Source organism: Microcoleus sp. K4-B3, from assembly GCF_036704615.1.
GTDB lineage: Bacteria > Cyanobacteriota > Cyanobacteriia > Cyanobacteriales > Microcoleaceae > Microcoleus.
Genome location: NZ_JAUBSF010000015.1, coordinates 79803 through 104518, shown reverse-complemented (window position 1 = coordinate 104518; position 24716 = coordinate 79803). Strand labels below are relative to the sequence as shown.

The window sequence follows — 24716 nt, the reverse complement described above, 5'->3', positions numbered from 1 at the left end:
CTCTCCCGGCGCGGTGGCTCTAGTTCTTCTGAAAGCCACCGTTCTCATCTTTATTTAGTCTAAACTACAGTTAATTACTTACAGCAGATTTCAACTGAGTGAAGTAGATTCACCCCACCCGCCCTATCGGGCACCCTCCCCGAAGTTCGGGGAGGGTTGGGGAGGGGGTGTACTCCATTTAGATCCAAAGCGCTCTATAAATCCACGGGCATAGGCTATAGGAAATTGGGCGTGGGGCATGGGGCATGGGTGATTAATCTGACTAAAGCAGGAATTATGCACTTACCCTCTGATTTGTCAGCGGCAACTCTACAATAAACTCAGTTCCTTCGCCAACCTGACTGAGGCAACGGATCTTGCCGCCGTGAGCTTGAACAATTACCTGATAGCACACTGAAAGTCCCAAACCAGTGCCTTTCCCCACAGGTTTAGTAGTAAAAAACGGGTCAAAAATCTTGTCTTGAATTTCCGCAGGAATGCCAGTTCCCGTGTCGCGGACAGAGATTGTTACCCAGTCCGGATCGCTTTGCCAACTGCGGATGGTTAATTCCCCCGGTTTGCTCGTTGACTGGAGCGCATCTAAAGCATTGTCAATCAAATTATAAAATACTTGGTTAATTTGACTGGCATGACATTGGACGGGCGGCAAACGGCTGTATTGCTTGTCTATTTTGATATTGGTTTTTAGCTTATTTTGCAGCATCAAGAAACTGCTTTCTAAACCTTCATTCAAATCTACTGGTTTTAATTCAGCGTGGTCTAAACGAGAAAAATTTCGCAGCGTCATCACGATCGATCGAATCCGTCCGCTGCCTTCCCGCATAGACTTGAGCAGTTTGCCAAAGTCTTCTCGAATGTAATCCAGTTCGAGTTCTTCATTGATTTTGACAATTGCTGCCGCTGCTTCCGGGCAGGCATTCCCGGCCAGTTCTAGAGCTTCGTTCAAGACTTTGAAATATTCTTGAGCGTGAAACAAGTTAGCGTGGATGAAATTGTTAGCGTTGTTAATTTCGTGAGCAATTCCCGCTACCATTTGCCCCAAACCGGACATTTTTTCGCTTTGAATCAATTGCTGCTGTGTCGATCGCAATTCTTCTAAGGCTGCTTGCAATTGCTGGGTTTGAGCTTGAGATTTGACCGCAGCTTCTCGGACTTTGTTGTAAAGTTCTGCTTGCTGAATGGCGATCGCCATTTGGTCGGCTAGCTGCGACAGCAACTCCATTTCTTGCCGCTGCCAATTGCGGGTATCTCCACACTCGTGAGCAATCAGCAAACCCCACAGCCTACCGGGAAATTTAGGATTATAGCTTCCGGCTGTGTCGGGGGTATTTTCTTCAGTTCTTGATGTAACAATTGGCACAATCAAATTAGCTTTTACCTGCAAACTGTCTAAGAAATCAACGTGGCAAGGCTCTAAACCGGCATTAAAAATATCATTAATTGCTTTGACTCGCCCTTGCTGGTAAAGATCGGCGTAATCTCCCCGGAAACACTTATCAGCCCCCATATCTCCTAAAATTGAAGGCCAAGGAACCGTCATGTTTTCAACAACAACTTTTCCTTGCCAGTTGTCTTGAAACTGATAGATAATTACTCGATCGCACTGCAACATTTGGCGGACTTCCCTCACCGCTGTTTCCAGGATAGTTCCCAGATCCAGGGTACTGCGAATTTGGTTGCCGATCAGCCGCAGCAGCGATTCTCGTTCGGCTTGACGCCTGGTTTTGCTATAGAGTTTGGCTTGATTGATCGCGATCGCCAATTGCGATGCTACCCCTTCTAAAAGCTGCCGTTCCCAATCTGTCCATTCCCGTTCGCGATCGCACTGATGCAAGCCAATTATGCCATTCATTTCACCTTGATAGCGAGTAGCTACTGCCAGCATTGACTTAATCTCCAAAGCTTCGGCAATTTTTCGGGTTTGTTCGTTCAATCCCGGAAAATCGAGAAACTTCGTCACTCCTAGGGACTCTTGCTGAGACACGACTGCCGCCAAATGTGGGTTGTCAGTAATCGGTACTTTCATGCCCAGTTGGATCGGATAGTCGCCCGCGTTGTACTCTCCCCGCGTGACTAAAGTTTTTTCTGTATTTGATTCTTTGACTAAAATGCTCACGCGGCTGGACTTTAGCGCTTGCCCCAGCAATCGGCAGGCCGATGTCAAAATTTCTTCTATGTCAAGTGTACTGCGAATTTCGTTATTAATTTGGTTCAGCAAGTTTGATAACTGAACTTGCTGTTGCATCTGCAAGATTAGGGCTTTTTGTTTGTCTACTTCCGGCTGCGGAAGACTTTCTTCCTGCCTCCACTTTTCAGGTTCAGGCAACCGCGAAGTTAATCTCGGCGAGGGGTTTTCGTGTTCTTGTATTTTTAAAGACATATTTACTCAGCATTGGTACAGTATTTTGATTGAGCCTGGTTTTTTAGACCTGTGCTTACCCCGCCAAGATCCCGATCGTAGCTACCAGGATTTTTGGAACATCTTAAGACATTATAAAGGATGCAGCCTGAGCATAGCAATTATTTGCTTTACAAATATTTATAAATATAAAGTATGGGCTCTGCAGCATACAATACTAATTGGCGCGCCCCATTGAACTTGGTCAGATGTCAAATAGAGTTAACCGCGCGGTTAAGCGAATAAAATTAATCTAACATCTATCTTTAGTTCAATGTTTGCGCGTTCGCTTATCATGGAAAAATCAATTGCTGACAATTTTCGCCCGCAAGATTGCACCGACAACCTTACCTATGAATTGACAGGTAAAGGTGAGATAAAAATAGCTTTGGCGATCGGAAATTCGCGCCTGCACTGGGGATTATTTGCGGGCAAAACTCTGGAGAAAACATGGGATACAGAGCATCTCAAAGCTGATGCTGTTTCCCGGCTCTCCGAGGCCCAAAAGGTCGAATATTTGGTGCAAACAGTAATGAGGTCGATCGAGGAAATATCTTCTCAAAATCTCCGTTGTCTTCCTGCTACTCCCGCTTTTTCTAGTCCTCACACACTTTCTTTAGTTCCCCTGCCTCTAGTTTTAGCCTCAGTTGTTCCCCAACAAACAGCAATTTGGCAGAGTTATCCTGATGTCCGAATTATTACTTTAGACCAGTTGCCGATCGGGGGACTCTATCCTACCCTGGGAATTGACAGAGCTTTGGCTTTACTCGGTGCTGGCAACCAATTGGGTTGGCCAGTTTTACTTATAGATGCTGGTACAGCTTTAACATTTACTGGGGCTGATGTCAATAGGTATTTAGTTGGGGGCGCCATCTTACCGGGTTTGGGTTTGCAGTTATCATCGCTAGGCAAAAAAACCGCTGCATTACCCTTAATCAGCTTACCAGAAAATCTGCCGCACCGCTGGGCTACCGATACTTCTGGGGCAATTCACAGCGGAGTTGTGTATGCGACGGTGGCGGGAGTTAGGGATTTTATTGAAGATTGGCGGTGTTTGTTTCCTGATAGCAAAATTGCACTCACGGGGGGCGATCGAACTTTGTTATTGCAATATCTCGCCTCAGCTTTTCCCGATACGGCTTCCGCAGTAATTGACGCACCCGAAGCCATTTTTTGGGGAATTAGCCTGTTAACTGTTGACTGTTGACTGTTGACTGTTGACTGTTGACTGTTGTCAGTTGTCATTTTATCAATGACCAATTCTCAATTCCCAATGACCAATGACCAATGACCAATGACCAATGACCAATTCCCAATTCCCAATTCCCAATTCCCAATGACCAATTCCCAATTCCCAATTCACTTAGCAAACTCGCGAATATACTTAGCAACAACCTCCGGGACTTCCTGCGGCAAATTGCTTTCCCCCGGACTGACCAATTGCAGTTCGGCATTAGGAGCCAGAGCAGCATAGGATTGACACAGAGACGAAGCTGCGGGGGTATCTTCAGAACCGTGCAACAGCAAAACAGGCGCTTTCAGCAAAGGCAAATTCTCATCAACTAATTCCGCTGTAATTTCAGCCCGCCGCCGCCGGAACAGCAACTGCACGGCAACTGGGGACTGCATCAACTGCTGTCTGAACTTTAACAGCCTGTCAATCTTGTTGTGGCGGCCCAGCAACTTAGCAATTGGATAGATCGATCGCAGCAACCACAAAGCCAGCGGAGGTTTGCCGATCAGCCAGCTAGCCGTCTGCCACCGCCCCCGCCGGTTGCCAACCTTGATGCCTTCTGGGGCCAACAAAACCAAACCCTGAACTCGATCGGGATATTTGATAGCGAAGCTGGTGGCCACCCAGCCGCCCAGAGAGTGAGCGATTAAATAAACCTGTCGCAACTTCAAAGTATCGAGGTATTGGGCGAGACATTCTACTTCCAGGTCGATCGAATAATGAAGATTCCGGCGTTCCGAGTCGCCAAACCCCAGCAAATCCGGTGCGAAGCAGTGGTAGTAGGGACTCAAATGTTCGATCGTCCTCAGCCACTGACTGCTGTCCTGCCAAGAACCGTGCAAAAATACTAAATTCGGGCCTTGACCGACTTCGTGCCAGAAGATTTGCCCTACAGAGAGTTTTACCCGAGAATTGCGTAGCGGTGAGTACATCCGGTTAAATATTTAGTAATAAAAAGATGATTAATTTAATGTTCAGAGATTGTGAATAAAAGTAGGAAAACAGTGAAAATTAATTTCACAGTCATAACAGAAAACTTTTGACGGCGAGGTAATTTCCGACTTTTATCAAATTTGGATGCCCCGCCGATTTACGCCAAAGTTGTCAGGCCTTGAAAATAGTCCTGTAAGTGTTGGTCGTTATCGTGGCTGAGCTGGCCCTCCGGCAGCGATGCGGGCAAAAAAGCCTCAACCTCGCTGACTTCTAGCGTATCCTGAACTTGCATCTTTCCCTCTACCTCTGCTGCCACCACGATACAAATCGAGTGCAGGCGAGGGTCTCGATCGGCAGCCGAATAAACACCCACCAAGCGGCGGATTTTGACTAAATCGAGTCCTGTTTCCTCTGCTAATTCCCGCCGCACAGTTGTGGGAATATCCTCTCCCCAATCCACCATACCTCCCGGCAGTGCCCAGCGACCGTTGTCGCGGCGGCGAATTAACACAATTCGCCCGTCAGGCAATACGGGAATCACCGCAGTACCAGTGACGGGATGTCGAAAAATCAGTCCCAGCACAGTTTGTACAATTTGCCACAATCGACGCATAAACTCAAAAGCTTGTTTAGGGGAAAGTAATTTTAGGTTTCTTAGCTGGCAGCTCAAAAGTCTTAATTTTTAATTTTTCATTCAGGCGAGAGGTCTGGCAAGTCTGCTAATATCTCGGCTGCGTGAGTTTCTGGTTTGACTTTCCGATAAACCTTTTCAATCCTACCATCAGGGTCGATCGCGAAAGTCGATCGAGTAATTCCCATAAATTCTTTTCCCATAAACTTTTTGAGTCCGTAACAGCCGTAGGCGGTAGCAACTTCAGCGTTTGAGTCGCACAGCAAGGGAAAAGGCAGTTGATATTTAGCTGCAAACTTGGCGTGGGCCCCGGCCCCGTCTGTGCTGACGCCGAGGACTGCAATATTGCGCGACTCGTAGTCTGAGTAAATGTCGCGAAAGCCGCAAGCTTCTTTGGTACAGCCAGGGGTATTGTCCCGAGGGTAAAAGTAAAGTACAACTCGCCGCCCTCGAAAATCTGCAAGGCTGACGACATTGCCTTGCGCGTCGGGCAGGCTGAAGACAGGAGCTACGTCACCGGGATTGATAGTCATTTGTCGTATTTGTCAAGAGTTTATAGAAATATTCTGGAAGATCGAAAACATTGCGTCCCATCGAGCCCGGATTCCCAGCGACTTGAATCCCCGTGTTCTTTTTTCGGGGTCTTGTGCCGGGTGTGCTATGATCGTCATCGGTCTAAAATTGAGTATAACTAGACAACGTAAAAACTTAACTGGATTAGTTGAGTGCGTAGTCACACCTAACGGTGTTGCGGTTTAGGAAAGCTAAATTTGAACAAAACCTAACTACATAAAGAGAACTGATCGAGTACGGTAGGACATACCGGAATTTACGCTTGGGGAGAAAACACCTCTACTGAGGCTGGAGAAATCCAGTGGCAAGCAAGTGAGTTCGCTGAACCAAGAATCTCAGTCACCAAGAGTGCACAGAGTGTCAACCTGAAGAATCCCTGGGCGTGAAAGCCCGGGGACTGTCAATGTTTATTAGTGAGGTCAGAATGGCTAAGCGCCGCAATCTCAAGAAAGAGAAGGCACAACGAAATCAAGCATACGCTCGCAAGTTTCGCAAGCGGAGAAATCAGGATATGTTCTCCAACAAGAGAAGGCGATTTGACGGCGGCAACGGCGGCGGCATGGGCGCCATGAGCGGTGGCAGAGACAAAGATATGGCTGCTGCTGAAGATTAATTGCTGAGGCTATCTGCCGAACTTAGAACCAGAGTGGAAGACACGATCGTTTTAAGGAGAGATAGCCAGCCGGAATTTGTCCAATAATTCAACGATGTTTAGGCGATCCGATCGCGCGCAGCGATAAGTGATTTTTTCACTTGTTCAAACCCGGTACCCCCGTAACTATTGCGAGCCGCCACCACTTGCTGAGGTGCGATCGCGCTGTAAATGTCTGTCTCAAAGGCTGGGTGCAAGTCTTTCCACTCCTCAAGCGTCAAATCTTTGAGGAGTTTGCCCCCCGAGAGGCAAGTTTTGACGACTTTGCCGACTAGGTTGTAAGCTTCCCGGAAAGGAACGCCTTTGGCGGCCAAGTAGTCGGCTACGTCTGTAGCGTTAGAAAAGTCTTCTGTAACGGCAGCGGCGAGGCGATCGCCATTAAACGCGATTCCTTCCCGCAGCAAAATCGTCATTGCTTCCAAGCAACCTTGTACAGTTTTGACGGTATCAAACAAAGCTTCTTTATCTTCTTGCAAATCTTTGTTGTAGGCCAAAGGAAGTCCCTTCACTACTACCAACAAGGCTTGCAAGTTACCGAACACCCGCCCCGCTTTGCCCCGCACCAACTCCGGCACGTCGGGATTTTTTTTCTGGGGCATGATGCTAGAACCAGTAGCGCAGCTATCTTTGAGCGTAATAAATCCAAATTCGTGAGAAGACCACAAAATCATTTCTTCTGACAAGCGGCTCAGGTGTACCATAATCAAGCTGGCAGCAGCGAGAAATTCTATGGCAAAATCTCGATCGCTCACTCCATCTAAGCTATTAGCATAAACCTTGTCAAATTGCAAGAGTTCTGCCGTATAATTTCGGTCGATCGGGAAAGTCGTCCCCGCCAGCGCGCCACAACCCAAGGGCGAAACATTCACCCGCTTGCAGATATCGCCGAGACGTTCCCAATCGCGATCTGTCATTTCAAAATAAGCTAATAGGTAATGAGCCAAACTGATGGGCTGAGCGCGCTGCAAATGAGTGTAACCGGGGATTAAAGTTTCCACGTTACGATCGGCAATATCGAGCAAAACCCCTTGAAATTCCCGCAATTGCGATCGAATTTCTGCGATGCGATCGCGCAAATACAACCGAGTATCAGTACCTGCTTGGTCGTTGCGCGATCGGGCCGTGTGCAGCTTTTTCCCCGCATCCCCCACGATATCCGTCAGCCGCTTCTCTACAGCGAAGTGAACGTCTTCTGCCTCAACTCCCGGCACAAAAAGTCCTTGGCGGTATTCGGATCGGATCTGTTCCAAACCATTGACTAACTGTTCGCCTTCTGCTGCGGAAATAATCCCCGTTTTTGCCAGCATTTTAGCGTGAGCGACAGAACCCGTCAAGTCGTACTCAATCAATTCAATATCGAAGCCAATACTAGCATTGAATCGGGCGATCGCCGGGTGCAGCGCCGATTCAAATCTTTGACTCCAAGTTTTTTGTTGTGTTGTCATTGCTCAAGCTAAAACTAGATTATATCTCTGTTGCAGAAGTCTCTAAAAACCAATTTGTAGCAAAGAGTTTAGTCCTGACTCCGGTTGGTAGCAAAGACTTTAGCCCTCCATCCAAATTCGGCAAGAAAAAACTCAAGTCCTGACTACAAACTTTTTATACATCTATTGACGAGAAAAAACTGAAGTCTTGACTACAAAATTGTGAAACTTTTGCTGCATCATAAAAAAGTTAACTTGTGGTTACAAACCTTTTAAATCCGTTCCCGATACCTTCTTCGACAAGAATTCTAAGGAATAATCCCTTTAATGAACCAGCCAACAAAAATACCTATAAAAAAAGCTCCTATTTGACCAGTCGAAACAAAATGGTTCCAAGCTTTCTGGAAATTCGTAAAAATGTCGTAGCTTTGAGCCAAAACCACCGTCGAACTCAAATGAGATTTCAAAACTAACACGTGAGCAGCATCGTGCCAATTAATCGAGTTGATTAATCCAGCAGTAATTTCCGGCATTAAATTAACTATCATGGTGATTTTCTCCTGCTAAAGGTGTTAGCCTAAGTACAACCAGTGTCATGTCATCTTCATTGCGATTGCCGATGCCGATAAACTGGTGAACCCGATCGAACAAATAATCCAAAATTTCTTCAGAGTGCTGATAATTTTGACAAGCCCACTGAAAAGCCGAGGTCAAGTTATCCTCATCAAACCGATCGCCCCTTTGATTAGCAGCATCAGTAAATCCGTCTGTGTAATAAATAATAGTATCTCCTGGCTGCAATTGAATTTGGGCTTCTTGGTACTGAGAATCAGCATCCAGGCCAATTAACATTCCCTCCAAAGTATCGAGCTGAAGAATCGTATTAGTTGCAGCTTGCCACAGCAAAGGCGGGTGGTGAGCAGCATTGCTGTAAGACAAAACGCGAGTTTTCGGGTCATACTCGGAATAAAACAGAGTCACAAAACGGTGGGAATTTTCCAAATCCGCGTGCATTACCCGGTTTAAATGTTGCAAAATTCTCGCAGGCGAGTGGCGGTTCAAAACCTCGGCCCGCAGCATACCCCGTGTCATCGTCATCAGCAGGCCAGCCGGCACTCCTTTGCCCATCACGTCGCCGATCACAATGCTCCAGCGGCCCTTGTCGATTTTTGACTTGAGATTTTTAATCAGGGATGGGGGGTGTTCCCCCTCATCTTCCTTGCCGATCGGGTCGTAGTCAGCGGGAATAAAATCATAATAATCTCCGCCGACTCTGCTAGCAGTTTGGCAGCGGGCGGCTACGTCAAGGCCGGGAATTTTCGGACAACTGCGGGGTTGCAGCCGCAATTGAATTTCCGCCCCGATTTCTAACTCTCTGTCTAAGCGGTCTTTTTCAGCCAACTTAACAGTAAGTTCGTCTTTGCAAATCGCCACGGCCGTTTGATCCGCCACCAACCGAACTAATTTCTGTCTGCTGGGAGTCCAGACATATTGCGGGTCACTGCTAAAAACATAAAGCCGTCCGCGTTCCAAATTCTTGACTAAAATTGGCGCCCCAAACAAATGAACATCCGGGCCTAAATAACGACCGACTTGCAGGTCGAGACTAGAGGTTTGCCCAGAGGTTTCCGAAAAAGATGCACCATTAGCGCTCGCACCTGCTGTAGCTTGCCTGGTGGCTATTTCCAGCGCTTTTCGCATATCTTGGCACTGCCGTCCTTCCTGACAGTGCAACTGCTGGAACCTGACTTGACCGTTGGGTTTGAACAGCACTAAAGCTCCCCCGTCGGCGTCAGTAACGCGAGTCGCCACCAAAGGCACCAACTCCAAAAATTGGTTGAGATTGTTAAAACTGCGCAGGGCAAATCCCAGCGAACCCAACATATCTTGAACGTTGTGCTGGTATCGGTGCAAGCGCGCCACCAGTTCTTTGAGGGCAAATACTGGCGTCGCGTCGGTGGAATTGCGACCCGGAGGGCGGTCAGCAGGTTGAGGTGAGGGGCGAGGCAAAGGCACAGCAGTCATTTTTAATTTGTGATTTTCGATGTTAGAGGGAGGAATGATTGAGGACTTACGGGCCACTTGAACAGAAACCCGTTTTTTTTTCGAGCAAGTAGTTTGGTTCGATCGAGTAAGTTGGGCACTAGGACATTGGTATCAACTTAAGTCTAAAATTCTTAAGAAATCTCGTTTATAGCTGAGTCTAGATACCCCCTAAATCCACGCTGCTTGCTCTACTTGGGGGGGCCCAAGACCGCAGCGGCTCCCCTTAAGAAGAAGGGGGACTTTGACTATTTCCTGTCCCACCCGACTATCAGGGGGGCGCCAGGGGATCGGGAAGAATGTGCAATCAGACAGACAACTGATACTACATTTGAGCTTAATTTGACACGCTTGCTTGGGCTGGCGGTTTGATCCCAACCAAGCAATAACAGAACGAAGGTATTGTTTCTAGATATTTAGTTTTCACTCGATCGCTCGTGGCGATCGGCGCAAGTCCTGCGATGCTAGTTTGAGGTTAATAATTTGAGATTTTGAAGCTCTGTGTCCGCCTCCAAAAAATGGGTGCGGCTGGCAGATACCTCATCAATCTAAAATCTAAAATCTAAAATCGAGTAGGGCTTCCACAAATTCGTAACTAGAAAACGGACGCAAGTCTTCGATGCTTTCCCCGACTCCAATAAAGCGGATTGGCAGACCAAGCTGCTGCACCACTGCTAGGGCAACACCACCTTTAGCAGAACCGTCAAGTTTTGTCAATACTACTCCGCTTAATTTTGCAGATTCAGCGAATACTTCTGCCTGTCGCAAACCATTTTGACCCAGTGTGGCATCCAAGACCAGTAGAGATTCTACGGTAGCGCCTGGGGCTTTCTTATCTACTATGCGACGGATTTTACTTAATTCGTCCATCAGATTTTTTTTGTTTTGCAGGCGGCCTGCGGTGTCTACGATCAGCAGTTCTGTGCCTCGGGCGCTGGCGGCGGCGATCGCATCAAAGACGACAGCAGCCGGATCGGTATTTTTCCCTGGGTTGGCAATAATTTCGACGCCGCTGCGGGACCCCCAAACTTTCACTTGTTCGACGGCGGCGGCCCGGAAAGTGTCGGCGGCGGCAATCAGGGTTTTGTAGCCGGATTTTTGGGCAATATGGGCAAGTTTGCCGATCGTCGTAGTTTTGCCCGCACCGTTGACTCCTACGATCAACCAGATGTTGAAGGTGTCTTTTTCCGGGGCAAATGTCAGGCTGTAGGCTGGATTGCCGGCGGCGGTTTCAGCACAGGGAGCGTCGAGAATATCGCGCAGGATGGTTTTGAGGTAGGCTAGAGCCTGTTCTGGCGGCAGCACTTCTTGTTTTAGTCTTTCTTGGAGGCGACTGATAATGATGTCGGTGGCTGCGACTCCGACATCGGCTTGCAGCAGCAAAGTCTCAATTTCGGCTACCGCGTCTTGATTGAGCGGGCCTTGACCGACGATCGCCTTTAGTCGATTAATTAAGCTGCGGCGAGTTCTTTCTAAGCCTTTCCGCAGTTTTTGCAGCCAAGTGATTTCTTCAACGGATACTTGATCTGGTCGGCGGCCTTGACTGGCTAAGATTTCTGAAGACCACAGGAAGCCTTCGTCAAAGGCGAAACCGGGAATTTCTTCGATAATTGCCGCTCTCTCGGCGGCGGCTGCAATTGCCTCTGGTTCTTCAATTGCGGTTTCTTTGAGGCGTTCGATGCGCTCCATGCGATCGGCCTGAGCTCTTGCCCAAAACGGCAGGGCTTCCGCTGCTTCGCCCTCAGATACGAGTGATTCGGTTTCTACAACCTCCGTTGCAGGTTCGGCAATTTCTATATTTTCTGCTGTAACTTCTAATTTTTGAGCAATAGGTGCAATATCGATCGCCCCGGCTGTTGGTTGCAGAGTTTCGGCAATTTCTGCTGGGTTGGCTGCATCGAGTTCTTGAGCATCGGTAGCTTCAAGTGCCGCTGGTGCTGCCACTTCTGGAACTTCTGCAACAGTTTGTGCTGTGGGTGCTGCTTCGAGTTCGATCGCCTCGGTTGTTTCAATAGTCGCCGCTTCTGCAACTTCTGGAACTGTCGCGATTTCTGTTTCGGCTGTTGGAACCTCGGGCGCTGCTGTCTCGGAAACTTCTGTTTCGGGTTTTTGCTGTTTTTGAATATTTTTGTAAGCAGCTTTGGCCCAGTTGAGATAATCTTCGGCTACAGCAGGAGAGCCTTGCTCTGTTGCATCTGTTTGAGGCTCAACCGGTGCCGATTTTGCCGACTCATCTTGCGGCTGTTCGGGGGTTGCCTCTGTTTCAGAAGATTTGCTTTCGCTGTACTGGCGACGAAACCAATTAAATACCATAGGAAATTGGGAATATAGTTATTAGTCCTTAGTTTAGAGCGGATTGCGGATTGCGGATTGCTAATGACTCTGGGTAAGGTTCGCGCCCCGGCCTGCACCCTCCGGGTAAGGTGCCCACCAAGCACCCGGAGGACTGATGACTAAGGACTAGGGACTAACAACTTCTGCGTTGATTTTATCGACTACTCGGCGGAGGACTCCGTTGATAAAGCGATGTCCTTCGTCACCGCTGTAGCGTTTTGCGAGTTGGACGGCTTCGCTGACGCTGACTTGTTCGGCTAGGCCGAGATATAGGATTTCGGCGATCGCGATTCTCATGATATCTCGATCGATCCGGGGCAACCGTTCTATTTGCCAGTCTACAAGGGCTTCCGAGAGCAATTCATCAATTTGAACACGGTTGGCGCTGACTTTCGTCAGGATTTGCAAAGCATAGGTGCGGACATCTTGCTGGTTGGCTAGCTGGATCAGTTCTGGAAACTCCATTGCTGAACCGAGACGGTTGATTGCGGTTTGGGTGAGTTCGACTGCTTCCCGCACCATTGTTCTCGCACTTTGTATATCGGCTGCGCGGATTTCGCTGGCAAGCAGTTTGTCGCTACTCCGCTGCACTTCGGATGCTGCGGCTTCTAGGGCTTCTTGAACTTCTGTTGTCAGGGCACGGATGGCGGCGAGGAGAACATCTTGCAGTTTCTTGGCTTCTAAGAGTTCTGGATTCGTCGGCAGTTGGCTGATGCCGAGGAGTGCGAGTTCGCGTGCTGTTTCGCGGGCTTTTTTCATAATTTTTAGATAGGAATTGGGACTTTAGGAATTTAGGAATTTTTGAGATTGCTAGGCGCTGGTTGAGAGCATAGACTTGGACTTTAGCTAGGCAGACGGGAATCCCCACAGTATAGTCGTACTCGACTTAGCCGGGGGATGAGAGTCGAGTGAGTTGACAATTGCACCGCCAAATAAATTAAAAAACGATTCTCTCTTTGATTGAGGCGGTGTAGGAGAAAACGAAGCCTTCAACGGAGTTTATCCTGCCCTTCGACTTCGCTCAGGAACCGCGAAGTCGAAGCGCGAGCGGGCATCGCAAATCCATTGCTCTATCGCTGGCTCAATGTTATCATGGTTACTACAACTGTGGTAAAAACATTGTGTTGAAGGTGGTCAAGGTCAGAATCTATCCCAGCAAAAAACAACAAAGTCATTTGGCAGGGGCCTTTGGCTGTGTTCGTTGGGTGTGGAATCAGTCTCTTGCTACCATGTCCCAGGCCTACAAGGAAACTGGCAAGGGTATCTCTGCCTTAACAATGAAGAAACAGATACCAGTTTGGAAAAAGGAGTATGAGTGGCTCAAAGAATGCTATTCCCAATGCCTCCAATCTTCTTGTCTGAATCTGTCTCAAGCTTTTATCAACTTCTTTGATGGTCGAGCACAGTACCCTACATTCAAAAAGCGTCAGGGTAGACAATCAATGCAGTATCCTCAGAACGTCAAAATTCTGAGTAAATCCTCGATTAAGTTCCCTGGAAATCTTGGCATCGTAAAAGCCAAAATTCATCGTGATACTGTTGGCAAATTAAGAACTGTCACGGTGTCTAGAATGCCTGATGGTCGTTATTACGCTTCCTTGTTAATGGAGGATGGGCAGGAGTCACCGACAGCCAGTGAAGAGGGTAAAGCCATTGGCATAGACTTGGGACTGGTTGATTTTGCTGTCACATCTAACGGCTCAAAGTATCAAAATCCCAGACATCTGAAGAAACACGAACGCAACCTCAAACGCAAACAGCGTCAGCTATCTCGTAAAAAGGATAAGACGACTAACAAACGTCGCAAAGCTAAACTAGCTGTTGCCCAGGTGCATTCAAAAATAGCCAGAGTGCGTGAAGATTTCCGACATAAACTATCCCGTAAGATAGTCAACGAAAACCAAGTTATTGTTGTCGAAAATCTGGCAGTAAAGAACATGGTCAAGAATCCCAATCTAGCCAAAGCAATAAGTGATGCTAGTTGGGGGATGTTCTGCACTATGCTCAAGTACAAAGCAGAGGCAGAAGGCAAAGTTTACCTAGAAGTAGGTAGATTTTTCCCTTCGTCACATCTTTGCTCAAATACTTTGTTGCCAATACCAAAAATGGATCTATCAGTCCGTGAATTTAACTGTCCCCACTGCCAATCGCGACACGATAGAGACATCAATGCGGCTATCAACATTAGAAACGAAGGCTTACGGATATTGGCGTTGGGAACCAGCGTTACTGCCCTTGGAGGCAATGTAAGACCAAAACAGTATGGGCGAAAGTCTACTGCTGTCCTTGGCGGTTGCCCTTGAATTGGGAAGCCCAGATCATACTGCGTGGCAGTTGATGTGTGGTAGTTCACCAGAAAAACTCGCAAAAAACCCGCCCTCAGTCATGATTGTTTCTGGGCAGGTTTTGGACAAATATGATCTTTGATGGAGAAAGTTCACTTTCAAACTCGCTAAACCTGAATCTAGAGATTGATATCTTGGTATTGCCGATCGGAAGTAGGAAAAACAAACCCGATCCCCGACTGCTTTCTTACCACTCTGATTTTCATGTTTTTGAATTTGATTCAGAAGTCGGGGATCTGCCGGAAATTATACCGTTATTCAGCAACGCCGATGTCCTGGTTCAATCTTCTTCGACTGGGACAGGCTGGTATCTTGATTCGGATACCAAGGGTTCGAGTGTTTTGCCCTTGATGTTTTCGGGGGTTACTGCAATTGAGTTGTTGGGGTTGACGATGCCGCCAGAGATGATGACTTTAAAGGCATCTTCGATCGACATTGACAAATTGACTAAATCTGCCTCGGGAACTATAGCGTACCATCCGGTAGTGGGATTGGGAGTGGTGGGGATGAAAATGCCGATCGGGGTTTCGCCGGACAGGTGAGGCGGAATATCGTTAGTCTCGATCGTACCGGTCACAAATGCTAAAGTCCAGATTCCCCGCCGGGGATATTCCACTAACACCACGCGGCGAAATTTGTCGTTTGAGTTGAGGATTGTTCCCAGCAGTTGTTTGAGAGTTTTGTAAACCGAACCGGCTAGGGGAATTGCCTGCAACAGCCGTTCGCCAAAGTCTAGCAGCCACTTGCCGAAAATGTTGCGGGCCATTAAACCGATGACTAAGATGCTCAGCAGGGGTACAGCCAGCCCTACTAAGAGATTTAGCAGATTCACCAAAATCGGGTTGAGTCCGTCAAAAGGGTTGATCTGCTTGGGAATTTTGGTGAGAAAATTGATGACCCAACTGGCGACGGTAATTGTCAGCCAGATGGTGGTAGCTAACGGTATCACTACCAGTAGACCTGCGATCAGGTCGTTTTTTAAGTCTTGTTTGATGCGTTGGAGCACGGCGGGTCAAATCTCCTCGTAACTGGTTGCAAATAACCTGAATAAACCTGAGACTAAAGCAACTGCACGGGCTTTACTGCAAGTCACCATAGACGATCGTCTTCAATTGTGCTGAACCCTACCCTTTCGGACGGGGAAGGGTTAAGGATCGCTGGTGCTGTACCTATATTTTAAAGAATTATTGCAAGTTAGCGCTTGCTTTTAATATATGCGGGCTGTGCAGCAGCTCACCGTATTGTATATTTTAAGACAGTTTGGCTCTGGCTCAACCAATAAGCCGATCGGTCAGAGGCTACCTGGGAGTGCAAGTGTAGCGAGTCCAGAGGAAATTTTCTGTGATTGGTGTCGGAAATTAATTGCTCGATCGAGCTTTCTCATATTTTATGCTGGGTAACACTTCTTTCTACCGAATTCAGCGGAATCTATGCAGGGTGAGTTTAATGTTTATCCAAAAATATATCTTTGGACAGATGCAGGGCGAGTACAATTTTCACTATACAAAGAGTGATTTTTGAGGAGCGAAGGCGATCGACAAGCCAAATGTTCGCCCGGTTTCAACTGTTGCATTCTAGGCAAATCCGGCAAAAATTAAAGCAGACACACCAGCAACTTTCACTTTTTTGAGGGGATCGATCGAAATTAAGGATATAAGGGCAGAATTAAAGCGAATTTAAGCTTTAGAGGAGTGGCAAAGCAATTTAGAAGTAACTCGGGACTCACTACAAAAAAATAATCTGCCAAACGAGGTAGCAGTAGTTAGCAGTAAGCGAGATAAATTACTAAATAGCTAGTTGTTTCTAGCAGTAAGCGCGAGACTATTTGTTTTACAGAGTATGGTTAAACTGCTGGCAAGAAGCAAGGCCACAGCGGTGTGGAGTGATTGAAAGCAGGTGAAAGTTAAGAAAAAGCAAGGGCCCTAGGCAATCAAGTTAGACCAGAGATTAATCTCGCCGCAAGTAGCAAAAGACTTGATTAGAAGTTATGATTGAAATGTGAATGCTTAACTGATGAAACAATGGATTTTTACATTTTTTTATGCAATTTAACACGCAATATTTTTGTGGATCTCACTTAACAAGTAGCTGCCAGATGAGGTTGTGTGAAAACTAATATTTAAGTAAGTAAAAGGAATTATTGTGAAAAAGCTCAATATCCTCTTAGTAGAAGACAGTCCCCTAGATGCCGAACTGATTGAGGCATATCTAATAGATGGCGGCATCGAATTTTCTCTGCTGTGTGTGGAAACTCCGGAAGACTTTGCCACTGCGCTGGAAAAACACTATTTTGACATTATTTTGGCAGATTATATGTTGCCTTGTTTTAGCGGAGAAGAAGCGCTGGAAATCGCCCGCGCTACTTGTCCGGGAGTGCCGTTTATTTTTGTGTCGGCTACTTTGGGCGAGGAAGTGGCGATCGAAACTTTGAAAAGCGGCGCTACCGATTATGTTCTCAAACGCCGTTTGATACGCCTGGTGCCGTCGATTCAGCGGGCCCTGCGGGAAGTTCAAGAACGGAACGATCGCAAGCAAGCGGAAGCACAGCAGCAGGAGAGCGAAACTCGATTTCGGATTATGGCAGATACCGCGCCTGTGATGATTTGGATGTCGGACACTGACCAACTTGGCGATTACTTTAACAAAGGATGGCTGAAGTTTACCGGTAGAACTTTGGCGCAAGAAAGGGACACTGGTTGGATGGAAAGCTTGCACCCCGATGACTTGCCAGAATGTCGGGATATTTACCGGAGAGCTTTCGACGATCGCACCGAGTACCGGATCGAATGCCGCATGAGGCGCTACGACGGGGAATACCGCTGGGTTTTGGGTACGGGCGTACCCCGGTACAGGCCCGATCGCACTTTTGCAGGTTACATCGGTTCTTACATCGATATTAGCGATCGAAAACTTGCAGAACAAGAACGCGCTGCCGCTTTGTTGCGCGAACAAGCAGCTCGCCAGCAAGCAGAACAAACAGCTAAAGCGCTGCAATCGGCAAACGAGCGAATTACTAACATTCTCGAAAGCATTACCGACGCTTTTATCGCGGTCGATTTAAAGGGGAACTACACCTATGTCAACCACAAAGCTCTGGAGCTTTTAGGCAAGTCAGAAGCCGAACTGATTGGTAAAAATGTTTGGGAGATATTTCCCTGGGCTATCGATTTACCGTTTAATAAAATGGCTGGCAAAGCATTAGCAGAAAAGGTAACGGTCGAGTATGAAGAATTCGTGCCGTTATGGAATAAGTGGTTGAAGGTGCGTTTTTATCCTTCCGATTCTGGTTTGTCGGCTTACATCCAAGACGTTAGCGATCGCAAGCAAGCAGAAGCTGCACTCAAAGCTAGCGAAGAAAAGCTGAAAATGTTGGCCGAAGCTAACTTGATGGGAATTATCTTCGGAGATGTTAACGGCAAGATCGTGGAGGCTAACGATGAATTTTTGCGGATAGTTGGTTACACGCGGGAACAGTTGCAGCGCGGGGAATTAAACTGGATTGACATGACGCCGCCGGAGTACCAGTCTCTCGACGAGAAGGGGATTGCAGAGGCACAAGCAACGGGGGCTTGCACTCCCTACGAAAAGGAATTTTGGAGGAGAGACGGCAGCCGGATTCCGGTGTTGATCGGATATGTTTTGCTGGCCAAAAAGCGGCAAGAATCTGTGGCTTTTATTCTCGATTTGACGGTTGGCAAGCAATTGGAAAGAGAACTGCAAGCTCGAGCCCAGGAATTGGCGCGGGCGAACCGGATTAAAGACGAATTTCTGGGAACTTTGTCCCACGAATTGCGAACGCCGCTCAATGCGATGCTGGGATGGGCGCAACTGCTGCGAAACCGCAAGTTTGACGAAAAAACGACTGTTCGGGCTCTGGAAACGATCGACCGCAATACGCGATCGCTGGCAACTCTGATCGAGGATTTGTTGGACGTGTCGCAGATTATTACCGGCAAACTGTCGCTGAATTTGCGGTCGGTGGATTTGATTTCGACTGTTGAGTCTGCGCTCCATACTCTCGCACCCGCGATTGGGGCAAAAAATATTGAAATTGTGACGGATTTCGACACCACTGCGGGGCGGATTTTTGGCGATTCCGGCCGCTTGCAACAGGTGGCGTGGAATTTGCTGTCGAATGCGATTAAGTTTACTCCCGATGGCGGACAGGTGAGGGTGGCGGTGCGGAAGCTGGATGGGACGCTCGCCCCTGAGGAATCCGCTTGCTGTAAAAATTTGTCGCCCGCTTGTGTGGAAATTGAGGTCAGCGACACGGGACAAGGGATTACGGAAGAGTTTTTGCCCCACGTTTTCGATCGGTTCAGCCAAGCTGACAGTTCTACAAAGCGATCGTACAACGGATTGGGTTTGGGTTTGGCCCTAGTACGCCATTTTGTGGAAATGCACGGGGGGACGGTGCAAGCGGAATCGGCCGGGAAGGGACAAGGAGCGAGCTTTTTGGTGAGATTGCCAATTAAACAGCCCCATGGCGACTGCGGATTTTCTGTTTCCAAGCCCGAGGAGTTTGCGGTTCCTCACAGCAAGGCGCGAGCCCGTGTCAATAAGTCTTTTGTCAGCAGCAATCTTTCTGGAGTGCGCGTGTTGGTGGTCGATACCGACGCGGATTGCCTGGATTTTGCGTGTACAGTGCTCGAAGATTGCGGGGCCCTGGTGGAGACCGCTAGCTCGGGAATGGAAGCCCTGGAGGCGATCGCCAGGCTGAATCCGGATGTGTTGGCGATCGATATCGAGATGCAGGCCCCTGATGGAGAGGCTCTACTCCCGCAAGTACGATCGCTCGTGGCGGACAGAGAAATTCCGGCGTTGGCGTTGACGGCGGTTAGTAGGGTAGAGGAACGGGTGCGGGCGCTGCAGCAAGGTTTTCAAATTTACGTGTCCAAGCCGATCGAGCCTGTTGAGTTGGTCGCGGTGGTGCAAAGTTTGGCGGCGCGATCGAACGATTTTAGATTTTAGATTTTAGATTTTAGATTGACTCCGCGATGACGGATGTCGTAACTATAGATGAATTTTCTTGCATTTGAGCGATCGTAGCATCCGGGCGAAAAATGTTTTTTTCAAGTTAGTTCGTAGGGTGCGTAATGGCTCAAAATTGCTTACCAATTACCAATCAAGTATCTCAGCACAAAAAAACCGGGAGCATCTCAGTTTTGCATTTACTGTCCGTCTGCGACCGTCTCCCTCTCACTCCTAAAAAATGCTTGTTGTAAAAAACCCCGGTTTCTGCCTCAGTCTGCTAACAGTAAGGATGAGTATTAATTACAATTAACCTAATTTGTCAAGCCTCTAAAGTTATAAATTTAATTTAGGTCAAAATTTTTACCTTTCGATCGGAGGTGCAGGCGATCGCCCTTAACAGTATCTCCTCAAATCTCAAGTTCAGTAACTAGCTGCTTCATTAAGCCTGAGTTTTAATCACAATTCAACCTAACTTGTCAAGCCTCTAAAGTTATAAATTTAATTTAGGTCAAAATTTTTACCTTTCGATCGGAGGTGCAGGGACGATCGCCCTTAACAGTATCTCCTCAAATCTCAAGTTCAGTAACTAGCTGCTTCATTTGGAAAATATTCTGCTGGGGTCAATGCTTCTAACACTCCTCTATTTCCCGCCGTGCAAGGATTTTTTCCCTCTTTGATGTGGACTGGTCGTCCCGTTGCAACTATCCACAGGTAGATACCAATTGCACCCGGCCAGCATCCATTTCATCCATTAATAACTCTAAAGCCTCATAATCAATATCCGAGATGTACCCCAAACGGGTGAGCTCGTAGTTGATTTCGTTTTCAATGTCAGGTGTCAACTGCTTAATGTAGAGGGCTTTTTCTACAAGTTGACGAATAGCATGAGTTGCTTGCATAGTAGGTCGGAGAACTCCGTACAGTTTAATTTTCCTCTGAACAGTCGAGCGAGCAAGTGATCTAAATCAGAACTAACAAGTGATTCCAATTACATTGTTCAGTTTAACCTAACAGCTAGGGCAAGGTCGATCGCAATGTTTACACTTACCAATACTAAACCTACTGGCATAAATAAAAAATAGTATAGTAGCTTACTTTTCCTCCGCAAATCTTATGCAAAATTTCATAAAAAACAGTCAATAAATAAAGATTACGTAAAAATACTGAAAACAACTGGTCGGTTTCCCTTATAGTAAGTTAGGCTCAGAGTAATCAAGTAGGTTTAGGCTTACACCTGTCCAGCGCAGTAGTTGAAAATACGTAGCAACCATAGGTTTGACATATTATGCAGACACTTCTTGCCCATAAACCAATTACGGTGATTCGACCCCTAGACCACCTGAATGCAGCCACCTCCGGAGAATTCGGACGGGAACTCATCACAGCAATTGCAGCCCCCGGGGTTGTAGCGGTACTCGTAGATTTGGGCGCAGTAACATTTATTGACAGTGCCGGTTTGATGGCATTGGTTTCGGGCCTCAAGCAGGCGAAAAGAATGGGGCGCAGGTTTAGTATTTGCTCGGTATCCCCCGGGATGAGGATGATTCTGGAACTCAGTCAACTCGATCGAGTTTTTGACATATTTGAAAATGTCGATAGCTTTGAAGCCGAAAACTCCTGCGCAAACCAGCACTGGTAGAGGTTCCTCCTCGGCGAAAACAAGCAACAAAACCGAGTAAATTCGGTTAAATGCCCCAAAAGACAGAGGACTGTCGTTGGCGTGTTGGCAGATTTTAAGGTAGGCTGCTTAAGAGTCGCAGATATTTAGCGAGTCGAGCCGTGGCAGTAAAAGTCGAAGAATTACTTACAGCAGAAATCAATCAGCCTGCTCGTTATCTGGGAAACGAATTGGGGGCTGCCCACAAGGATTGGGACGGGGCGTCTGTGCGCTGGGTGCTCACTTACCCAGAAGTGTATGAAGTTGGTGCTTCCAATCTGGGGCACATCATCCTTTACAACATTTTGAATGCCTTGCCGAGGCAGTTGTGCGATCGAGCTTATTTGCCCGCACCAGACTTGGCAGCAAAACTGCGATCGACCAAAACACCCCTGTTTGCGGTAGAATCCAGGCGATCGCTCACAGAATTTGATATTCTGGGCTTTAGCCTGAGCTACGAACTCGGAGCAACAAACATTCTGGAAATGCTGGATTTAGCCGGCATTCCCCTAACTTGGAAAGAAAGAGCGACAAATGACCAAAACGGTCAAATGCCGCTGATTTTTGCTGGCGGGCAAACAGCAACTTCCAATCCCGAACCCTACGCGGACTTTTTTGACTTCATCGCTTTGGGAGATGGAGAAGAATTGCTGCCAGAAATTGGCTTGATTTTGGCAGAAGGCAAAACTAATAATTTGAGCCGAGAAGCATTGCTGCTGGATTTAGCGCAAATTCCAGGCGTTTACGTCCCGCAATTTTACGATATGGCGGCCGACGGTTCTGTTCATCCCAACCGCCCGCAAGTTCCCGATCGAATTCTGCGCCGCGTCGCGACTCCGATACCAGCTTATTCGATCGGCCTGGTTCCCTACGTCCAGACAGTACACGACAGACTGACAGTAGAAATCCGGCGGGGATGCACCCGCGGGTGTCGCTTCTGTCAGCCGGGAATGCTGACTCGCCCCGCGCGCGATGTCGAACCGCAGCAAGTCGTAGAGGCGATCGAACAGGGAATGCAAGCCACCGGGCACAGCGAGTTTTCCCTGCTTTCCCTGAGTTGTTCCGACTATCTGGCACTCCCAGCAGTCGGGATGGAAATCAAAAACCGCCTGAAAGATAAAAATATTTCTCTGTCTCTACCCAGCCAGCGGGTTGACAGATTTGACGATAATATTGCCGACATTCTCGGCGGCACGCGGCAAAGCGGTTTGACTTTTGCCCCGGAAGCTGGTACTCAGCGGATGCGGGACATCGTTAACAAAGGTTTGACAAACGAAGAATTGCTCCGGGGTGTCAAAACTGCGGTCGATCGCGGCTGGGATAAAATCAAGCTGTATTTTATGATCGGTTTGCCTGGGGAAACAGATTTTGATGTTTTGGGCATCGCCGAAACAGTCCGCTGGCTGCACAGGGAATGCAGGCTCGATGGCAGGCGGGGACTGAATTTTAACTTGACAATTTCTAATTTTACGCCTAAGCCTCACACTCCTTTTCAGTGGCACTCGGTTTCTACTGCTGAGTTTTCCCGCAAGCAAAAACTCCTGAAGGGAGAATTTCGGGGGATGCGGGGCGTCAAGGTGAATTACACTGATGTGCGGATTTCGGCAATGGAGGATTTTGTCGGACGGGGCGATCGGCGTTTGGCTGCTGTAGTCCGCCGCGCTTGGGAACTTGGCGCGGGTATGGATGCGTGGTGGGAAAGTTTGGATCAGGCTTACAAAGCTTGGACTCAGGCGATCGATGAGTCTGGCCTTACCTGGAAATACCGCCAAGTTGAAAGCGGGGAGTGGAATCTTTTTGAGAAGGAAGAAGGAAGTTCGGCAACGAGCACTGTACGGGATGTAACGGATGTCAGTCCGATGGAAGTCGGAAGAAGGGAGAAGGAAGAAGGAAGTTCGGCAACGGATGTAACGGATGTAACGGATGTCAGGAAGAAGCCAGAAGGAAGAATCCAGAAGGAAGAATCCAGAAGGAAGAAGCCAGAAGGAAGAGAAATCAAGGAAGATTTTCCCAATTCTCCCCCTCTCCCCCTCTCCCCCTCCCCCACTCTCCCCCTCTCCCTCGATCGACCTTTACCTTGGGATCACTTAGATACGGGAATAGACAAAAACTGGCTGAAAATTGACTTGCAAAAGGCTTTAGAAGCAGCGACGGTTCCAGACTGTTCTTTTGAAGGGTGTTCGCGCTGCGGGGTTTGCGGCACTGACTTCGGACACAATGTGGTTGTGGAGGCGCTGCCAATTCCAGAGTTTGCCGGGGAATTCGTGCCGAATACGGAGCGAAAACAGCGTTTGCGGGTTTGGTTCGGGAAGGTGGGCGATATGGCTTTGGTGGGTCATTTGGATTTGCTCCGATTGCTCGATCGAGTAGTCCGCAGAGCCGATTTGCCGATTTCTTTTACGGGCGGGTTTCACCCGAACCCTCGGATTTCTCTGGCAAATGCTCTGCCTCTGGGCGTTACCAGCACTGGGGAAATTGCCGACTTTGAGCTGACTGAGCCGATCGATATTGAGAGTTTTCGGGAAAAGTTGGCCGCTAAGCTACCGGAAAATATTCCGATTTACAAGGTTGAGCCGATCGATCTCAAGGCTGCTTCTGCCAGTCAGTTGTTGGAAGCAGCGGAGTACGTGATTACTGTCGCTGTAGCGGGTTCGTTGACAGAAAATGGCGAATTAGACCGTGAAAATTCTGCTCCTGTCTCCGTGGCTCCTGATGCCAACTGGGAAGCTTGGGTCAAGACGATCGCCGAAACCGAGGCTTTTTGGCGGGTGCACACTACTAAGTCGGGAAAGACGCAGGATGTCAATTTGCGCGATCGGCTGCACAAACTAGAACTTGTAGAGCAGAAAGCAGAAAGCAGCACCTCTGCCTCTGGTGGTACATCCGAAAGTAGAGCCGTCTTGCGCTTTACCGGCAGTTGTCGCAGCGACGGCAACTTGCTAAAGCCAGAACATATTGTGTTCATGCTCGAACAAGTAAGCCAGCAGAAAATTCAGCTTCTGCAGGTTGAGCGTAGTCAGCTAATCCTGGGTTATGGTTAAGATAGGGAACCCCTGGTGGAATATTTCACCTTCGGCTCTAGTCGATCGGGATCAGTCGTTTCACGCTATAATCGCTTGTTATGGAAGCCACGGCGGCTCGAGCGCTTTAGTCGCTCGCCGCCCTCGTCAACCAGCAACGCGGGCTGGGTGCAAATTGCTTCTGTTCAAGACTTCAAGCCTTTTTGTTGTACATTCACAGGCTAAATCTAGCGCCAAACCCGCAGGAGCGGGGTATGAACCAAATTTAGCGATTAATTTCGACCGATCGACTGGTTGTCGGCCGTCGGCTTACTCAAAAATCTAACGGTTCAAGCCGCAGAGCGGGTATTCAACAATAGATGTTTTTGCCCCGTCAAAAAACGGAGATAAGCCCCCGACTTAAGTCGTGGAGAACCAAAAGTTTTAGATTTTAGACTAAAGTTCAATCTCCCAGATTCATCTGTGGAGTAAATCTAAAATCTAAAATCTAAAATCTAA

Annotated in this window: 17 protein-coding genes; 6 read left to right on the top strand and 11 right to left on the bottom strand. The window is 47.9% G+C overall.

The features are described from left to right. Positions 1–274: 274 nt before the first annotated feature. Entirely contained in the window at positions 275–2380 is a 2106-nt protein-coding gene (locus QUA78_RS10045; RefSeq protein WP_333300020.1) for a GAF domain-containing protein, read from the bottom strand. Positions 2381–2693: 313 nt separating this feature from the next. Between QUA78_RS10045 and QUA78_RS10040 the strand changes: the two genes are divergently transcribed. Continuing rightward, a complete protein-coding gene (locus tag QUA78_RS10040; protein ID WP_333300021.1) occupies positions 2694–3605 on the top strand; it encodes a pantothenate kinase in 912 nt (303 codons plus the stop codon). A 152-nt stretch (positions 3606–3757) separates the two neighbouring features. Here the strand turns inward: QUA78_RS10040 and QUA78_RS10035 are convergent, their stop codons facing one another. The 3 genes from QUA78_RS10035 to bcp form a co-directional block, all read right to left on the bottom strand. Then, positions 3758–4564 (bottom strand): alpha/beta hydrolase, encoded by an 807-nt coding sequence (locus tag QUA78_RS10035; RefSeq protein WP_333300022.1) that lies wholly within the window; start codon positions 4562–4564, stop codon positions 3758–3760. Between the two features lie 158 nt (positions 4565–4722). Beyond that, entirely contained in the window at positions 4723–5178 is a 456-nt protein-coding gene (locus QUA78_RS10030) for an NUDIX hydrolase (RefSeq protein WP_333300023.1), read from the bottom strand. Positions 5179–5255: 77 nt separating this feature from the next. After that, positions 5256–5729, bottom strand: a complete 474-nt coding sequence (gene bcp / locus QUA78_RS10025; RefSeq protein ID WP_333300024.1) for a thioredoxin-dependent thiol peroxidase — start codon at positions 5727–5729, stop codon at positions 5256–5258. A gap of 464 nt (positions 5730–6193) precedes the next feature. Between bcp and QUA78_RS10020 the strand changes: the two genes are divergently transcribed. Beyond that, positions 6194–6382, top strand: coding sequence for a hypothetical protein (locus QUA78_RS10020; RefSeq protein WP_006632360.1), 189 nt, complete (start codon positions 6194–6196; stop codon positions 6380–6382). Between the two features lie 98 nt (positions 6383–6480). Here QUA78_RS10020 and argH read toward each other — a convergent pair whose 3' ends face one another. The 5 genes from argH to nusB form a co-directional block, all read right to left on the bottom strand. Next, positions 6481–7866, bottom strand: coding sequence for an argininosuccinate lyase (argH, locus tag QUA78_RS10015; RefSeq protein WP_333300025.1), 1386 nt, complete (start codon positions 7864–7866; stop codon positions 6481–6483). 287 nt (positions 7867–8153) lie between these two features. Beyond that, on the bottom strand, positions 8154–8393 hold the full coding sequence (locus QUA78_RS10010; protein ID WP_333300026.1) for a hypothetical protein: 240 nt from the start codon (positions 8391–8393) through the stop codon (positions 8154–8156). After that, positions 8383–9870: a PP2C family protein-serine/threonine phosphatase gene (locus QUA78_RS10005; protein WP_333300027.1), complete on the bottom strand. Its 1488-nt coding sequence runs from the start codon at positions 9868–9870 to the stop codon at positions 8383–8385. Before QUA78_RS10005 ends, QUA78_RS10010 begins: the two co-directional genes overlap by 11 nt. A gap of 573 nt (positions 9871–10443) precedes the next feature. Next, positions 10444–12201 carry a signal recognition particle-docking protein FtsY gene (ftsY, locus tag QUA78_RS10000; RefSeq protein ID WP_333300028.1) on the bottom strand — a complete coding sequence of 586 codons (1758 nt, stop codon included), beginning with the start codon at positions 12199–12201 and terminating at the stop codon, positions 10444–10446. A 147-nt stretch (positions 12202–12348) separates the two neighbouring features. Next, on the bottom strand, positions 12349–12981 hold the full coding sequence (nusB, locus tag QUA78_RS09995; RefSeq protein ID WP_333300029.1) for a transcription antitermination factor NusB: 633 nt from the start codon (positions 12979–12981) through the stop codon (positions 12349–12351). A gap of 362 nt (positions 12982–13343) precedes the next feature. On the opposite strand from nusB, the gene QUA78_RS09990 reads away from it, so the two are divergent. Beyond that, positions 13344–14525, top strand: coding sequence for an RNA-guided endonuclease TnpB family protein (locus tag QUA78_RS09990; protein WP_333300030.1), 1182 nt, complete (start codon positions 13344–13346; stop codon positions 14523–14525). 322 nt (positions 14526–14847) lie between these two features. Here QUA78_RS09990 and QUA78_RS09985 read toward each other — a convergent pair whose 3' ends face one another. Next, positions 14848–15573 (bottom strand): DUF502 domain-containing protein, encoded by a 726-nt coding sequence (locus tag QUA78_RS09985; protein WP_333300031.1) that lies wholly within the window; start codon positions 15571–15573, stop codon positions 14848–14850. A 1136-nt stretch (positions 15574–16709) separates the two neighbouring features. On the opposite strand from QUA78_RS09985, the gene QUA78_RS09980 reads away from it, so the two are divergent. Then, on the top strand, positions 16710–19538 hold the full coding sequence (locus QUA78_RS09980; protein WP_333300032.1) for a PAS domain S-box protein: 2829 nt from the start codon (positions 16710–16712) through the stop codon (positions 19536–19538). 704 nt (positions 19539–20242) lie between these two features. Here the strand turns inward: QUA78_RS09980 and QUA78_RS09975 are convergent. Beyond that, a complete protein-coding gene (locus QUA78_RS09975) occupies positions 20243–20440 on the bottom strand; it encodes a hypothetical protein (protein ID WP_172185910.1) in 198 nt (65 codons plus the stop codon). A gap of 386 nt (positions 20441–20826) precedes the next feature. On the opposite strand from QUA78_RS09975, the gene QUA78_RS09970 reads away from it, so the two are divergent. Next, positions 20827–21180, top strand: coding sequence for an STAS domain-containing protein (locus QUA78_RS09970; protein ID WP_333300033.1), 354 nt, complete (start codon positions 20827–20829; stop codon positions 21178–21180). Between the two features lie 140 nt (positions 21181–21320). Beyond that, positions 21321–24239, top strand: coding sequence for a TIGR03960 family B12-binding radical SAM protein (locus tag QUA78_RS09965; protein ID WP_333300034.1), 2919 nt, complete (start codon positions 21321–21323; stop codon positions 24237–24239). Positions 24240–24716: the final 477 nt, after the last annotated feature.